General features: G+C 56.1%; 14 protein-coding genes. 1 reads left to right on the plus strand and 13 read right to left on the minus strand.

Translation table 11 applies throughout. The annotated features are described in order from the left end of the window. Window positions 1-10 precede the first annotated feature (10 nt). The 13 genes from glpQ to LCM31_RS12965 all read right to left on the minus strand — a co-directional run bounded on the left by glpQ (window position 11) and on the right by LCM31_RS12965 (window position 14,869). Complete coding sequence (gene glpQ, locus LCM31_RS12905; protein WP_224870735.1) at window positions 11-1,096, minus strand: glycerophosphodiester phosphodiesterase; 1,086 nt, start codon at window positions 1,094-1,096, stop codon at window positions 11-13. Between the two features lie 170 nt (window positions 1,097-1,266). Then, window positions 1,267-2,718, minus strand: coding sequence for a M48 family metalloprotease (locus LCM31_RS12910; RefSeq protein ID WP_224870737.1), 1,452 nt, complete (start codon window positions 2,716-2,718; stop codon window positions 1,267-1,269). Window positions 2,719-2,770: 52 nt separating this feature from the next. Beyond that, window positions 2,771-3,454 carry a hypothetical protein gene (locus tag LCM31_RS12915; RefSeq protein ID WP_224870739.1) on the minus strand — a complete coding sequence of 228 codons (684 nt, stop codon included), beginning with the start codon at window positions 3,452-3,454 and terminating at the stop codon, window positions 2,771-2,773. A 76-nt stretch (window positions 3,455-3,530) separates the two neighbouring features. Next, window positions 3,531-4,157 carry a hypothetical protein gene (locus tag LCM31_RS12920; protein WP_224870740.1) on the minus strand — a complete coding sequence of 209 codons (627 nt, stop codon included), beginning with the start codon at window positions 4,155-4,157 and terminating at the stop codon, window positions 3,531-3,533. 71 nt (window positions 4,158-4,228) lie between these two features. Next, window positions 4,229-5,230: a vWA domain-containing protein gene (locus LCM31_RS12925; RefSeq protein WP_224870743.1), complete on the minus strand. Its 1,002-nt coding sequence runs from the start codon at window positions 5,228-5,230 to the stop codon at window positions 4,229-4,231. After that, window positions 5,227-6,309, minus strand: a complete 1,083-nt coding sequence (locus tag LCM31_RS12930; RefSeq protein ID WP_224870745.1) for a vWA domain-containing protein — start codon at window positions 6,307-6,309, stop codon at window positions 5,227-5,229. The genes LCM31_RS12925 and LCM31_RS12930 overlap by 4 nt, the downstream gene beginning before the upstream one ends. After that, the gene (locus tag LCM31_RS12935; protein WP_224870747.1) at window positions 6,299-7,603 is read right to left on the minus strand and encodes a hypothetical protein; all 1,305 of its coding nucleotides are present in this window, start codon (window positions 7,601-7,603) and stop codon (window positions 6,299-6,301) included. Before LCM31_RS12935 ends, LCM31_RS12930 begins: the two co-directional genes overlap by 11 nt. A gap of 97 nt (window positions 7,604-7,700) precedes the next feature. Further along, a complete protein-coding gene (locus tag LCM31_RS12940; RefSeq protein ID WP_010132654.1) occupies window positions 7,701-8,495 on the minus strand; it encodes a MotA/TolQ/ExbB proton channel family protein in 795 nt (264 codons plus the stop codon). A 118-nt stretch (window positions 8,496-8,613) separates the two neighbouring features. Next, window positions 8,614-8,976: a hypothetical protein gene (locus LCM31_RS12945; protein WP_224870749.1), complete on the minus strand. Its 363-nt coding sequence runs from the start codon at window positions 8,974-8,976 to the stop codon at window positions 8,614-8,616. 11 nt (window positions 8,977-8,987) lie between these two features. Beyond that, on the minus strand, window positions 8,988-11,078 hold the full coding sequence (locus LCM31_RS12950) for an SUMF1/EgtB/PvdO family nonheme iron enzyme (RefSeq protein ID WP_224870751.1): 2,091 nt from the start codon (window positions 11,076-11,078) through the stop codon (window positions 8,988-8,990). Window positions 11,079-11,427: 349 nt separating this feature from the next. Further along, window positions 11,428-13,008 (minus strand): tetratricopeptide repeat protein, encoded by a 1,581-nt coding sequence (locus LCM31_RS12955; protein WP_224870753.1) that lies wholly within the window; start codon window positions 13,006-13,008, stop codon window positions 11,428-11,430. Between the two features lie 123 nt (window positions 13,009-13,131). Next, the gene (locus tag LCM31_RS12960; RefSeq protein ID WP_224870755.1) at window positions 13,132-14,328 is read right to left on the minus strand and encodes a hypothetical protein; all 1,197 of its coding nucleotides are present in this window, start codon (window positions 14,326-14,328) and stop codon (window positions 13,132-13,134) included. 61 nt (window positions 14,329-14,389) lie between these two features. Beyond that, window positions 14,390-14,869 (minus strand): hypothetical protein, encoded by a 480-nt coding sequence (locus LCM31_RS12965; protein WP_224870757.1) that lies wholly within the window; start codon window positions 14,867-14,869, stop codon window positions 14,390-14,392. Window positions 14,870-14,879: 10 nt separating this feature from the next. Between LCM31_RS12965 and LCM31_RS12970 the strand changes: the two genes are divergently transcribed. Further along, the gene (locus LCM31_RS12970; RefSeq protein ID WP_224870759.1) at window positions 14,880-15,425 is read left to right on the plus strand and encodes a hypothetical protein; all 546 of its coding nucleotides are present in this window, start codon (window positions 14,880-14,882) and stop codon (window positions 15,423-15,425) included. Window positions 15,426-15,954: the final 529 nt, after the last annotated feature.

Raw genomic sequence — 15,954 nt, forward strand, 5'->3', positions numbered from 1 at the left:
GTCTCGCCACCTAGGGGAAAATTTCCTCGCGGGGCTGCCGTTCGCGACGTGTTGACAGGTATCTACGTACCTTATCCGGATGGTCGGTGAACAGACCATCAACCTGCAGTAGATCCACATACAGCGCAATAAATTCGTCAAAATTACGATAACTACCCGGGATCTGCAGTGGGTCTGCACGGAATGTGTATGGGTGTATCCGCAGCCCTAGTTTGCGCGCCTCCGTTAGCAGTGTGCTTTCTGTACCATTATCGTTTATCAGCATTGGGTACCAAGGGGCGATCCCCGTAGCGTAGCCCGCAATTCTTTTCAGTCCTTCCGGTGTGAGCATCCAGTCGAAATCATAGTTCTGCCACTGGCCCGCCTGCTGTACCCGTTTCTCTTCCCAATCGGTTTCGGCGATCAATTGCACCAGCGGTACTTCCATGTCCATCGCGGGCAGCAGATCCTGATGAATACGTTGCAGCTCTTCCGCATCAAACGACTGCAGGTAGACGTTGCTATCGGGCTTTGTGTAGCCGTACCGCTTGAGTGTCTGCAGCACTGCGCGGGAAATATCGCGCCCCACCTGTGCGTGGAAATATGGCTTCTTGATCTCGGGATAAATCCCAGTGTTGTAGCCCAATGATTGGTTAAGGCCTTGAATTAGTTCCAGTTCCTCTTCAAACGTCGCCAGCTGGAATTGTGAATGCCACAGCGGGAAGCGTTTGCCGTATTTTGGTACTTTTTTTCCAAGCACATTTACGAAGGGGCCCGTCACCCGTAATTGCTTGAGTTCTGGGAGAGTGAAGTCGATGGTGTAGAAATGACCATCTTCGCGGGCTCTATCCGGGAATTTACTGGCGACATCGGTTACCTCGTCCAGATAAATGTCGTGCATTACAATCAGGTGGTTGTCTTTACTTAACACCAGGTCTTGCTCGATATAATCCGCACCCATGGCGTAGGCGAGGGTTTTCGCTTCGAGCGTATGTTCAGGCAAATAACCGGACGCGCCGCGATGCGCGATAACAATTGGATCTTTCCGCTCTGAGGCATACAGGCTCTGCGACACAATGCAGGCGAGCGTAATAGAAATGAAACAAACAGAGCGCATGGCGGTATAGGCAATTGAAAATTTGCCTAAACATACCCGGACTGGATTGGAATAAAAATGGTGCAACGGCAGAAAGTGAATTGTGACAGAAGTGTGTCAGTTAGAGGTGAAGAAGAAGTGAGGGGAAGAGTGCGGGCGCCGCTTCCGGCGCCCGTACGGATTGCGTTAAATTACTGAACGATTTTGATCCACTCGCCGGGCTTGGGTTCGCCGCGTGGATAGTAGCCGTTTAGCAGGCGCAATTGCTCTTCTGCGTACTCGCCGATCTCCATATGCCGGGCCAGCGATGAAAACGTCGTCTTTTCATTTGCCTGTACATAACGGACGCGCTTAATGTCGGGCTTCACAATGTCGGTTTTGCGCAATGGACGGAAGCTGCGAATACTCGTCATAAATAGGTTGTCGTATTCTGCCTGCTTCTCTTTATCCTCCGACTCCTCGGCAACTTTGCCTTCGAGTATGTATTGGCGGCTGCCATAGAACAGCACCGCGACGCGGTCCGGTGAATCTGCGGTGCGTACGGGCAGTTTACCGGTGTGTCCCTCCAGGCGGTACTGGCTGAGCGCTTCATCTTCCTCAAGGCTGCGTACGTCATATACGCCGCGCAGTGCCATATCGGCGGGCTGGTTTCCGTCGCGTTTGCCAACGCGAATTGTCATCGTGGCGGATTTATCCGGTGCAGTACCTACGATCGCACTGCGCTGGTTTTCGATATTCCAGCCCTCGGGGAATAAAAGCGAGAAGCCAAGGCTCTTGTGATTGAATCGGTTCTTTTCGCTTTCCTGCGCATTCTGTCCGTACACTAATCCGTCGGTACGCTCCCGGTAATACTCTACTTTGGTGATTTTCTTGTCTTCCGGCAGTTCACCCGCGGCCTCCACAACTTCGCGCAGGCGAATGTCATTGCGTGGGTGGGATGAGAAAACGCCGTGGTACGTTTGTTGTTTCTTCCCTTCGACCCTCGCGCGGCGCCGGGCGAAGGTTTCCTGGTCCTTCAACAGTGCGATCACATTGATCATTGATTGCGGGTCATATCCCGCGTTGTACATGTACTGGGCGCCAAAACGGTCGGCCTCGAGCTCCATATCACGACCGTAGCCTTTCACCGCTGCGGTGCTCCAGAGGTTTGCCACATCGCCGACAACGCCGCTGCCGGTAACCAGCACGGAAAGTACCGAGGCCACACCTGCGCCGGTAGCCGCGGTTTTCTGACGGACCGCGTGGCGGGCGGTAATATGTCCAACCTCGTGGGCGAGTACCGCTGCCATTTCGGCCTCAGATTGTAGGTAGGTCAGCAGCCCCCGGTTGATGTATACATAACCACCGGGCAGGGCAAAGGCGTTGATGTCTTGGCTGTCGATGATGGTGAAGTAGTAGGTAAGGTCTGGACGGTCACTGGCCTGGGCAACTTTTTGTCCCACGTGTTCGACATAGGCATTTAGAATTGGATCGCTATAGATCGGGGTACTGGCGACCAGTTTCTCATGCATTTCACGCCCGATTTTTATCTCTTTCTCTTCGGACATCAGCACCAGGTTAGGCCGGTTGGTGGCTGGGTTGAACGCACAGCCCACTGCGCTGGCGAGCAGAGCGGCGACCATAAATTTTTTCAATATGTGCATGATGATCTCCTGTCTTATTCTCTACGATCCTTAACCAAGAGCTTGCCGCTCGCTAGCGACTGGCAGATTGTGGTGGTAATAAAAATTCGCGTAATTGCGCAGCCATGCCCTTGCACGCATTGTTCTGCACCCGCGCAATCAGTGGGATGGGCACGACGATGGCGGGCATATAGGATGTGCCTTGGGCGTCGGCACTGATTTTTCCGGACAGTTCCTGGTCGCGGAAATCCCATACCGAGGCCTCATAGTCAGACTCTTTGTCCCAGGTGCCGAAGCCGAAGCAGCCGGCACCAGCGGTACTGATCGAACAGCCAATGGAGCCGGCGCTGGAGGTGGTTTCCGTCGAGCCATCAATCCAGACGATGTACTTCACGCCATACTGCTCCATGCGGTCACGCACGTCCGGAATATCCATCAGTTTGCTCAGCGACTTGATATGCATGGGCGCCTTGCGCGGTTCGAACCATGGGTACAGGGCATCGACGAACTGCTGCTCCGGAATGATGTTCACCCCGGACTCGGGGCTGTGCAGGGTGTCGCCGACACAATCGATTAGGTCGGGTTCGGTTTCGTATTCACTGGAGTGCCGTCTACCGAGAATCACCACGGAATCGCCAACGGCGAGCTCACCGGTACTGCGCCGATATTCGTCGATAACCACGGTGGTGCAGCCACCGACGGATAGCGCTGCTGCGGCCAGTAGCAGTGGTGCTGCCAAATTAATCAGGGGTTTCACCGAACCATCCTCCTTGATGGGGCCTGCCAGATGGGGCTTGGCCCGAACTCACAAATCCATTCTGCGCGGCTGCACATCACTCGTCGCTAGTCGCTTCCTGCATACTCAGTGCGCGCTGCTTATTGGCGATAAATGCCTGCAGCTCCGGTACCTGTGCAAAACCGGTATAGAGCGTGGCGCCAGCATCGCGCAGCGCTACATTAATCGCCTGTGCCAGTGCGGCCTCTTGCGACTTCAAAAATGCGGTTGGCGTTTTTCCATATGCGGTAATCACCCACTCGGCCACCGAATCCCCGCGCTGGTTGTAGGCGTGCATGTCGTACTTGATCCAGACCTCAAAAATATTCACGCGGGTTTCCCGCGGCATGGTGAACTGGAGCTCGCGAACTTCGGGCACAATCACTAGATCCAGCCCCTGGGGCAGGTCGCTGGGATACTGGGAAAGGCTGATGGCCTCCCGGAACATGGAACCGAGTACGGTCTCGAAAAGATTTTTCTGCGCTCGACCAGTATTGATGTTCCACTCATCGCGGTCATCCCGGTTCTCGCTGTAGGTGAACTGCCGGAAATCGTCGCTCAGATAGACGCCCACGGTCAGCGGATGCTGGTTACCCACGGGGGTGGGGAATTGGCCATCTACCGAAACGGTATGGGCGCAGGCGGTGAGTAGCACCACGGCGAGTATCGCGAGAAGCCTGCTCATTGTGCGAAGTCCATATAGCCAGATGTTCATTGTTTGCTCCCGGGCTATCCGTGCCCCTGGTCAAATTATTGTTACCGAAAGTCGTTGAGTCCTACGAAGGTGCCGCCGTTGCGATAGGTGAGCTCCCGCATCAACGCGGCAAAGCGCAGGCCCGTTGTCTGCAGGTGCAGTGGACGCGAGAACTGGATCGGGAAGCCGATGGCATGGATACGGACCATGCGCTGGTCTTCGCCTCGCTGTGCATTCACGCGATCAACCGCCATCATGACGTTGCGAATTGACTTGCCGGTAAATTCGTCGCCCAGTACGTAGATACTGATTTTCTTGTTGGGGTCATAGAAGGTGCGCACTGCTTTCTGGATACCTTCTACCGGACTTGAATTACTGAAGGGGTTCCAGGCCCGCAAGCGATCGAGCACAGCCTGGCGACGCCCCGGCGTATCGGGGATCCAGCGATTGCGATAATTGGAGAACATATAGTCCCCCATATCGTTCATCACCTGGATGCCTTTCACGTTGGGGTAGAGATTGAGCGTGTTTACCATCTCTTCGATCATGCGATCCCAGCCGTAATTGAACATACTGCCAGAGGTGTCGATGATGAACAGGATGTACTCGCTATCTACTGGGATACCGCCAATCACATTGTTCTTGCGCTGATAGTTTTCACCGAGCAGGCGCTTCATTTCATCGGTCATGCTCTGCAGGGCGATGGTCAGCTCACCTTTCAGCTTGCCTTCCTCTGACTCGCTCTCGGTTTTGCGGGCGTATACCGCCTGTAAGGTTTCCAGCTCGCCCTTCAGCTTGGCAATACGCTTGGTTTCAATATCCAGTTGCTCTTTCTTCGCGTTCAAGTCGCGGTTCAATATGGTGGTTTCACCGCGAATTTCCGCCAGTTGTTCCTGCAGCTCCTGCACCTGACCGTCCAGATCCAGTTCCGCTTCTTCGAGCACAATGGGCTCTACGGTTTTTGCGATCATCAGCAGGAGGACGATCGCACCGAATCCACAACAGATAACGTCGAGAAAAGAAATGCTGAACTCTTCTTGCTGTCGCTTGTTACGTCTACTCATGGCCAGTCCTTTGAGGGTGCGAGGAAGGAACCCTGGCTGCTCATTGCAAGCTTCCAGAACTCACTGGCGGCAAAGGGATCCCCCTCCATCGGGGCGAGTACCACATTGACCGGAATACTCTTGGGCAGTACTTTCACCGCGTTACGGAACAGCTTCCGCCGGTCCTTGCCGGATACAGTGTTGCCGCGCGGCGCCTTCATGCCCTGGGTGGGCAGGCCGTCGGTGATCAGGATGATGTTGTCGGGCAGTGGAGACATATTGTTTACCGCATGGAAAACCCGCTCGAGACTGGTGCCATTCTGTGGGACAACTTTATCCAGCGACTTCATGGCTTCATCAATCTGGTCGCGATCGTCGACATTCAGCCAGCGGTCTTCGGTGCCGACAATGGCGGCCTGAAAACCGGTGTTGAATGTATAGATTTGATACTGGCTATCCTGGGGGAACTGAGCCACCAGCCAGTTGACGGTTTGCTTGGCTCGGCGCCACTTTTCCGTATTGCGCTTGACCGAATCCGACATGTTACGGGTACGGATGACCTTGATCAGCTCATCGGCGAGCATGCTGGCAGAGGAATCCAGCAGGATCAGGATCCGGTCGCCGCCCAGGCGCAAGCCGGTGAGGTATTGCCGGTCGCCATCGCCGACAAACTTGCGCACGTTGTTGCCGAGTTTTTTGTTTTCTTCCTCGAGCTGTTTCTTGGCCTGTTCCAGCTTTTTCAGCTTTTCCTGCAGGCGGGCGATGTCCATTTCATCGGTCGTGCTATCCACTTCGGCAAGATTCCCTTTTACCTCTTCAATCTGTTCCATGATCCTTCTAGCCAGTCCCTGGGCCTTGGCGAGCTCGTCACTGGTGGTATCCAGGGTGTTGCGCGCAAGCACCATGTGATCACGGCCGAACTGCACTTCTTCCTCCAGCAGGTTTACTTCCGCTGACAGGTCCTGGTTTTCTGCCTGAATGTCGTGATCCGAGCCGTGCTTGATGATCAGGAAGATCAACGCCACGGCGCCAAATCCACAGGACATGATGTCGAGGAATGACAGGCTGAACGTGGTAAAACGTCGGTTTTTACGCGCCATATTGTTCCACGCTGATCGCAGTTATTACGCCGTCGAAGTCCGCCACGCCAATACGGTCACCTGCGGTGAGGTTCACTGGGGCGGAAATGGATTCACCGTTCAACATCAAATCCGCGCCGGCATCCACGCGTAACGCCAGACGACCGGCGTGATTGGTGATGGTGGCCGCCGGGTGACTTGGTGGCGTAGGGGTGACATCCAGCTTGCCGTTTTGCCAGCTCACAAACAGCGGCTGTTGTGCGGCGAGAGCACGATGCCCATGTAATAGGTGGGTAGCACTAGCTTCTGCGGCCGCATTGACCTGTACTGCAACATCGTGGGCTTCCGCCGCACGCAGCCTGGTGTTCAGTCGCAGATTGCCGGTTTCCGAGTGCAGTTCCTGCCAGTGGGTTTCCACCGCTTGTGCCACGGCATTGTGGGGCAGCAAGTGAATGCGTTCGGCAAGCTGAGCACCGCCGGGTATTTCCGCCCAGCGATGCGAGACAAATACCACACTGTTGGCGTCGCCGAGATTGTCGATCATCGCGCGCACCCGGGAGAGGATGGGAGTACTCGCATCCTGCAGCTGACGCAGGCTAACTTTTGCGGTGCGGTCGTCCAACTCTGCCATGACTTCACCCTGGCGCATTGCGCGGGCAATCCACTGTGGTAGCAGGTCATATAGTTGCTGCTCTGCTTCGGCCGAGTGGAACGGATCGAATCGACACTGCATTACGAAGGCGTCGCTAAACACACGGGCCCAGGCTTCCTGGAAATGCTGCAGACCGGAATCGGTGACGGTTTCCGCAACCTCCAGGTCCGCGTGTTCATGTACTTCTACACGGCTCACCAGGGTCTGGTGCCGGTGCAGTTCCACGTGCAGATGACCGCCGCGCGGTGCACAGCTACTGATGCAGGCAACAGCGCTATCGATCAGGGTAACGCTGTTAAATGCGCTTTCCTTCACGACACCGAGTAACAGGGCTAGCTGTTCATGGGTAAAGTTGCCGGGTACCGCAAGGGCGACTTCATCCGGCAGGTCGCAAAGTTCCGCAATGTGCTTGAGCTGGCAAAAGGCGAGATCCGCATGGTGACGGCATCCCGGATTGTTTGACTTTACCGACTCCAGGCTCAGCCGCCGCCAGAACTGATGATTAACCTCTGTGGGGTGGCTGCGCGCACGCATCAGGGCGGCGGTGCCGGTAATGATTTCGCGGCTGTTAATAATCGCGACCCCCGGGCTCTCGAGGATTTCGTTTGTGCCATCAAAAACACGCAGGCCGCAGTCGTTAATTTCCAGTACACCCTTGCTCATGCCAATTCCTGTTTTGCTCTGGGCAGTCAGGTCCGTGACTTGCCGAATCTCTGGTTAACCGGACTTGCCGGTGTTACTCAAATCATCTCTCCGTCGCTTAACTCACTTTGAGGAAACGGAGTAATTTGTTGTCGCAATAGTTCTGTGTATCCAGTACCAGTCGCTCCTGCATCAGCTGCAGCTGGTGGGTGAAAAACATAATGACGATGCTGATTACCAGCGCAACAAAGGTGGAGTTGAAAGCCACACCCAGGCTTACGGTGACGCCGGCAATATCGCCTTCTACTGCGCGATGGGCCTGTGCCAGGGCCTCGCCAATACCGCGCACGGTGCCGATAAACCCGATCGATGGAATAGCCCAGGTGATGTACCGCACCATGGCCAATTCACTGTCCAGACGATCCCCCTCCGTTTCACAGACTTCTTTCACGGAGTTTGAGACTGCAGCCACATTGCGAGTGGATCCAAAACGCTGCAGTGCGGTCAGCAGTGCGCGGGGAAGTAAAAAGTTGCGTTCGTCTTCAGGCAGTGCCTGGATGGGCCGCGAAAGATCCCGGGCGTCTTCCGGAAGTATTGGTGTCCCCTCACTGACATTGAGTAACGCCTCGTCCAGCAGTTTGCGCTCACGGATGGAACGGCGCGCTTTGAGACCCATGATAGCCATGGCCCATAGCATCAGGACAAAACAGGCTTCCTGTTCGTAGTCGCGCATCACAATGTAGAGAGATCGCTGTTGCGCATAGGTTTCCCCGGCTTCTTCACGTGCCATCTGTTCTGCGATCAAGGCATCCGCATTGGGGCGGATGATCGCTACGTAGATGGCATGGACCAGGATGATGGCCCCGAGCAGGGCAAACAGCTGGAACATAAAATCTGAAGACTTGAATTTCATGAGATTTCCCGCTTTTTTGGAGGGCCTTCCATTAGTGATTGGCCCGGTATTGCTATTGTCTGTGTGTGCTCTGGGCACCTGTCCGTTATCGGGATTAGGTGCAATGTCTGTGTCAATTTCAGATATCCACCGGATACGAAACAGAAAGGTCCTCGGAAATTTCTTCCGTTGCTTCGTAGCTGTCAGCGTTTTGTGCACTTTGCGCTTTGATACTGGTTTTGGTTTTTTTCGGTTTGGGCGCGGCTGTGGCTTCTACCGTGGCATTCGTAGCTGCCGTATTCTCTGATTCATCGCTCTGCTGCGTATTTTCACTGGCGTTATCGGTGGTCTCTTGTTGCGCGGTGCTCGGCAAGGGTTGCAAGGCGAGTGCGCAAGCGAGGGCTACTGCCAGGATAAGAGGCACTCGTTTATTGCTGGAGCTCGCCATAAGCAGAGCCTGTGCGGCGGGCTCGGAACGGAATTGTGATTTTTCTTGTGTCATATACCCTCCGATTATTTGACCCAGCGGGCAACGCGGAAACCGATGTCATTGCGTGGGTCCGCACCGTAGTCGCGGTAGGAGAGCCGTAGCTCGGTCAGACCCGCGTGCTTCCAGCTGGAACCGCGTACTACGTGATAGTCCCCTTCTTGTGTGCCCACGGGATTTTCCTCTCGCTTGAGGGAGAGGCCGGTGCCGATGCTGTACATGTCGTGAATCCACTCGGATACGTTGCCGCCCATGTCAAACAGGCCCATGTGGTTGGGACCGTAGCTCGCTACGGGAGCCGTTGCGGGGTAGCGATCGTTATAGGTGCGCAGTACTGCGGGAACGATTTGCCCTGCACTGCTATCCGCGTAATTACCGGAGTTCTTGCCTACGGGGAGTGCGTCTCCCCAGGGGAACTTACGCATGGCGCCGCGCTCAAAGCGCGATGCCCAGGCCCACTCTGCTTCGGTGGGTAAGCGGTAACCGTCGGCGCTGGCATCAAAACCGGTAACGCGGCCGCCCTCGTTGCGGTATACCTCTTTGAGTCCGTCGCGCGCACTGAGCCAATTGCAGAACAGCGCAGCGTCGTTCCAGCTGATATTTACGACCGGTAGTCTGTCGTTATCCAGGCTGACACCGTTGGCATGGCTGGAGTTGTGCATGCGCTGGAAGCGCCGGTATTCCCGATTGGTGACTTCCGTTGTACCAAGGTAAAACGGACGGTTAAGTGCAACTTTGCGCAGCACTTCATTCGCGCGTCGACCCTGCTCACGGCGAGAGGAACCCATGGTGAATTCCGCCGTCGGGCGCATAAGCAGCATCTTGCCGCCTGCCCCATGGGTAATCTCGGTGGGGACATTGCTCCAGCGGGCCTGTTCGCCGGTTAACAAGACCGCGCGAACCGATTGTTTCAATTTGTTGGAGGGAACAATGGTGGTCTGGTAATCCTCATAGCCCGCCTTGCGCACGAGGATACTGTGGCTGCGCGTGGGCAGGGTGAAGGTCTGGCCTGCAACGCCAGCGAGCTTGCCATCGATGAACACCTGGGCGTCCGCCGGACTACTGCTAATGGACACCTTGCCGAATACCGCCGTCAGCTCGACATTCATGTCCCGCAGGTCGCCGGCGCGCACATCCACCGAGCGCTCAACGGTGCTGTAGCCATCCATAAAGAAGCGCAATTTATGGCGGCTGTTGGATGCGAGATCCAAATCCAGCGGTGTCTGACCCCGGTACTCACCATTGACGGTGACGCTGGCTCCGGTGGGCGTGCTCACAACTCGCAGGGTGCCATCGGCCGCAGACAGGTCGACAGTTTGCAGGGTCTGGTCGACACCGGCGGTTACCGGCACGGGGACCTGAACGGTTTTGTATTGCGATAGTGAAATGTCCACCATCCGGTCGCCTTGCACCAGCTCAGCGTTAAGCGGGGTAGTGCCGAGAATTTTTCCTTCGACGCTCACCGTGGCGCCGGCAGGATTGCTGGTGATGTACACATTAGCCCAGGCGGGGCGCAGATTCGCAGTGAGTGTCTGGGTGTTGTCCAGCCCCTCGATGTCGAGCTCTTTGCTAAATGGCAGGTAGCGTTCGGTAAGAATGGTGATGCGTTTGCGACCTGCCGGGATAGCGGACGCGAGCCCTGCGTTGCTATCCACTTCCGCGCCGTTTACCAAAATGCGTACCGGTACATTGGGATCGGTGACCACCTGCAGGTGACCGGGCAGGCGCTCCAGGTTGACCGCGTGGCGGCTGTTGCGATCGCTGCGCACTTCCACCTCACCACTTTTTGGCACATAACCTGTGGCACTCACGGTGTAGCTGTAATGGCCGGGTAACACCAGGTGGCCGTCTCCCAGCGGCAGTGCAATACCGCTTACGGTGACGTCGGCATCATTGGGTTGGGTTTCGAAAATAAGCGAGCGGGCGATCAGTAAGTACACCAGCATCAATGCGCCGGCGAAGAGGCAGCTGGCGACGATGATCGCTCTTGGGGACAGCAGGAGTTTCTTACTGCCGGAAGACACCGGAGCAGGAGTGAAGCCAATCGGCTGAATAACGGGTGCATCTTCGTTGGACGGCTCACTATCGCGAGCGGATACCGCTTCCTTGGCTGTCATTTATGATTCCCTGTTACTGCGTACTTATTGATTTTTCCGTCGCGGCTGTCGCATTTTTATCCGCTAGCAGTTTCGGCGGAGACACCTCTGGGCAAGAGACACAAAGCCGCGCATTTCAGCTTAGTCTGCTCTCGTCTGTGCGGCCTGAATCGCGGGATGATTGGCGTAGCTTTGCTTGTTTTGGCGATACTGAGACGACAATTTCGTCCACCGATAGCTTCGTCAAAATAACTAAAAAATACGCGTCCAATGGGTCAGGTTTTCTGAGGTGGCGATGCCAGCGAACAGCGTGCACAACGTGAAAAATCTTGTACTTTTTGATCTGTTCGCCGGGGCAGGGTTTCCCTATTCAGGAATTATTGGCGCTGTTAATTTTCTCTGCGCATTGAATGGTGACAACCGGTGAGTCTGACTTGGGATCGACAACGAATTCCTGGCGCACATCGCGGTAACCCTGGCGGGTGCCCACCGCGGTGTAGCGGCCCGGCTTCAACGCGATTTCCCGTTGCGAGAAGTTGCCCAGCTTGCCTACATGATAAATGGTGACCTGGGTACTGGCGTCTGACTGTAACACGACAGTAATAGGGATAAGCGCGCGGGTTAGCGCAGTTTTCAGAGATTCAATCTGCCCGCTGATACGGGTGCCATCCGCATTCAGTCCACGCGCATCGGCAAGTACTTTACGCGCATACTGGTTGCGCTTCGCTTGACTCAGGCTCAACGGGTCGCTCAATAGTTCCTGCAGTTGATCGTCGAGCTCTGCCCGTGCGCTGGTACGTGCCTTACCGGTTATGGCTTCCACCAGACTACCGTCAGACGCAATGAGTTTCGTGTATTGTGCTGTAGCCTTGTGCCACTGCTCCGCTTGTTCATTTTTTCTGGCGCTGGCAAAGAGGCGATCAATTTTGGCCTGGGCGATACCATTCGCTGCTTGTTGCAGGCCGGCGTCCGGATCTGTCGCCTGTGGCTTCAGTTTCTTGGCTTTGGAAAAAAGCGTTTTGGCTTTTTCAAACTCATTGCGATCAATCGCCGCGTAACCTGCCGACATCGCTTCGCTGTAATCGCGCTCGAGAATCGCGGTGTTAACTTCCGGAAGCAGGGCTTTGGCGGGCGCCGTCTCAGCATCGAGTGCCAGCGCTTTCTCCAGCTCGGTTTTCGCGAGATCCAGCTTCAGTGTTTCAAACGCTTCTTTACCGCCAGTGAAGTGTGACCACACTTCGGGCAAGAGGTCTGCGCGGGCCTTGCCTTTCTTTCCGCGCGGGTGCCCTTCGGAAATGGTGAGTGCCAGATCAAATGCGGCGTGTGCGGCCTTGTCGTCGCCAATGTCCAGTGCGCTATTGCCCTCAGCCAGGTGTTGCTCGATACGCGCAGGAATACTGTCACGCAGTTGCTGCATTGCCGTCAACGCCTGGCGGTATTGCTGCAATGCCTGCATGAATTTTCGCTGGCGGTAGATCCCGTCTGCTTCTTCTGCAAGGGTGCGGGCGGCGAAGTAGTCCTCCGCCGCCCAGGTCTCCACCCGGCGTTCAAGCAGTTCTTCCTGTAACTGGAGAATTTCTTGCAACACCTGCTGAACATCCCGCCGTTGTTGCATGATCTCCGCTTCGGTGAAGGGCGATTCTTCAACCTTGGGCTGGGCAGCTTTGGCGGCAGTGGGTGTCTGACTGGTCGCCGTAATTACCGGTGGCTTGGGTGTGTCGACCAACTGCGGTAGTAACCAGAATACGGCCACTAAACCGGTTAGCATGCCGCCGCCAATGAGCAGTGGAACCAATTTCCCAGTATTTTTTCTTTGGTTGCGTTGCGGGTTCTTTTGATCCGTCGAGCCTGCACTACCTTGGGGGGCATTGCCATCTTCCGCGCCACCGAAGGAAAACTCTGCGGGCTGGATGTAGGATGGATCTTTTGAATTGGAATCGCGGTGTTGCATGTGTATTCCGCTGTGCTCGCTGTTATTGTCTATTGATTGGCGGCGATGATGAACTCACTGCCGCGCCCTGTACGGTTCCGCGTTGCGGGCGCCCGGCAGAGATGAGCACCCGCGGAAAGACCGTCAAATATCCTGCAGGCCGCCGGTTTCCGCCTGATAGATTTCTCGGAGGAGTTCGCGCCATTGTTGATACTGGTTTTCCACCGAACCAGACAGAGTTACGGTGCGGTCTTCCAGTTCTACGATTTGTGGCTCCACTTCTGCCTCCATGGAATCACCGAGCTCCTGAAGCGCTTCGATATGCATCTTGGCTTCGGAGCGTCGATCAAAGCCGCTCTTCACCAGATAGCCACCGCCGGCAACGGCGACGTTACCCGCCTGGCTTGCTGCACCGCCTCCTGCGCCAGCAGCGGCAATACCACCGACGATCGCGGCCACACCCATGATGGTGTTGTTACGCGCTTTACGCTTGAGTTCGCGCATTTGTTTCACTTCTTCAAAACTCATGGCGCGCCACTCCTGGTAGGGCGCCTTCATGGTTTTTACAAAGGTCCCGTAGTAACCCTGAAGTGTGTCCACAAACAGGTAATCCCGTTCGCGAATCTGGCGCACACGTTGCAACATGGGGTCGTTGTCCGCAGGTAGCGAGGTCAGCTGGTACATGCCGTTCTGGTCCTGAACCAGATAACGCTGGAATGCGCTGGGTGAGAAGCTCTGGGCAAATTTAATTTCCGAAATAGTGCGCAACTCGGCAATGTATTGATCCGACAAGCCCTGTCGATACATCAGCATGTCGTTCGAGACACGGTTGTAAATACCCTGGAATGCATCGCCTTCGGTAGGATGTTTGCGGTCGTATGCGTAATGCGATGCGAGCTCGGTGTACTCCTTGGTAAACCACAGCTGTCCGCGAGAATCGCGCACGGTCACTTCGACGGTAAGAGTCTCTCCGTCTGACTGCACAATGGTGCCCGAAACGGTGACATCGATATTGGTGCGCTCGCTGGGAATCACCCGCACCGCGCCCCAGCCCTGGCTGGACTGCAGCGCATCAGCAAGGGTCACCGCAATATAACGGGATTCCGCGCGGCGGAGTTCAGGAAAAACCAGTTCGTCCTCTTCCGGCTCATCCTCGCGGTCAAGCCCGGCATTAAATTGAACGATACCCACATCCAATAACCGATTTTCCGCGATGGCCTGGTCTTCGACTGTCAGCGGTGTATAGGCGGTGGTACGTACTTCGGTGGTTGTGCAACCGGTGATGGTCAAAAGACCAAAAGTCAGGCTGCATACGGTGCTGCGCAAATGTGAGAAAAACATGACGTTACTCTCTCCCTATTTTCTCCGAACTCTCTCAAGTGTCCCTGATGAATAGTCGTTGTTATTTCTGTGATTTTTTGTATTTCCGATACTCTTCCCAGAGTCGCTCGCGCAACTCAGGATCCGTTTCCCGTGTGGCGGCTTCACGGATCTGGCGCGCGACAACATCGTCATCGTTTCCAGTGGGAATGTCTTCCGGTACCACTGCTGGGCTGCCGCCGTGATCAAATTCACCCATGCGCCCCTTGGTAGGAAGACCTGGGCCGGTTGCCTGACCACTGGAATTACTTTGCTCGGGGCCTGAGCCACCTTCACCCTGTCCGCCGGGGGGCGGCGGTGCCGGTAACTCTGCTTCGGCGGACTGGATCAGGTCTTCGAGGGATTCACCTGCCGGAGCCTCGTCCTCCATGGCCTCCTCTTCCTGCTCGGAAGCCGGGCGATTGCGCACGTAATCCCGCTCGCGCAGGATCATGCCGTCGTAACTGACCATGGTGGATTCGAACTGCCCTTCGAGTTCGGCGACGCGCTCTGCACTGCTCATCGGCGCTTCATTGGGCGCGCTGCTCCCGCCGGCAGGGCCTCCCGCGCTGGCTGAGGCACTCGACTGCTGTGCACTACTTTGTCCGCCGCTCTGGCCACCCTGCGCAGAGGCCGGGGCCCCATTAGCGGCGCTGCTGGGAGAGCTGCTGGACGCACTACTTGGCGCACCAGAGGCACTGGCACTGGCCTGCGAACTGTTACTTGATGCACTGCTGCTCGAAGAGCTACTGGATGAACTGGACGAAGAGCTCGAGGAGCTACTGCTGGACGAGCTGCTGGCCGTGTTTTGTTCCTCGGAAAAGTCGATTTCATCCGGTGGTTCTCCCTCACTATTGGACGAGGGATCCGGTGGCATACGCGACTCCTCGGGACGCTGGTCGGAATCGCTGTACACGGGCGAGGAGGGGCTGCGACTGGCCGTGGGGTCTGCGTCACTGCTGCTCTGTGCGCTGGAGCGACGCTTGGATTCCTCACCCTGGTCAGAGGCACTGGACGCCTGCTCGCTGGAGCGGTCCCCGGACTCGATGCTGGGGAAGGAGGTGTTAGGTTGCGCCTGACTACTTGAGGTCGACACGCTCGGGCTGCGGCTGCTGCTCGGCGAACTCGGCGACGGCATGCTGCTGGCCGTGGACGGGCTGGACTGTGAGCGGCTGCTCGACGAACTTGATGACTGGGATTGAGATTGCGACTGAGACTGCGAGGGGCTTGAAGGACTCGAACTGGATGGCTGTTGTGGTTGTGCCGGAGGCTGTTGCTGTGTCTGCTGATTCTTGCAGCCGCTGATCACCGCAGCGAGGACCAGTACCGAAGCGAGGGTTTTCCAGTTGCGGCTATGCGCGCCACTGTTGGAGGCGTCGAAACGACGGGCGAGCGTCCTTAAAGTCATTGCTTTCTCCTGATGCGTTCACGGGCCGCAACGATTGCGCTGCGGCCCGCGTGTTCCTTGTCTGTTCGACAGTGTTAGCAACACTAGGTTTAAAGGAGTGGCTAGATTTCATGCCACTTTTTCCCTGCCTGTTTTGTGCGACTTCCACTTACCTCGATACATCAGTCGAACACGGTTTGTTTTCTTGCGTACCTTTGGCC

It is taken from the genome of Microbulbifer agarilyticus, from assembly GCF_020171345.1.
GTDB classification, from domain to species: Bacteria; Pseudomonadota; Gammaproteobacteria; order Pseudomonadales; family Cellvibrionaceae; genus Microbulbifer; species Microbulbifer agarilyticus_D.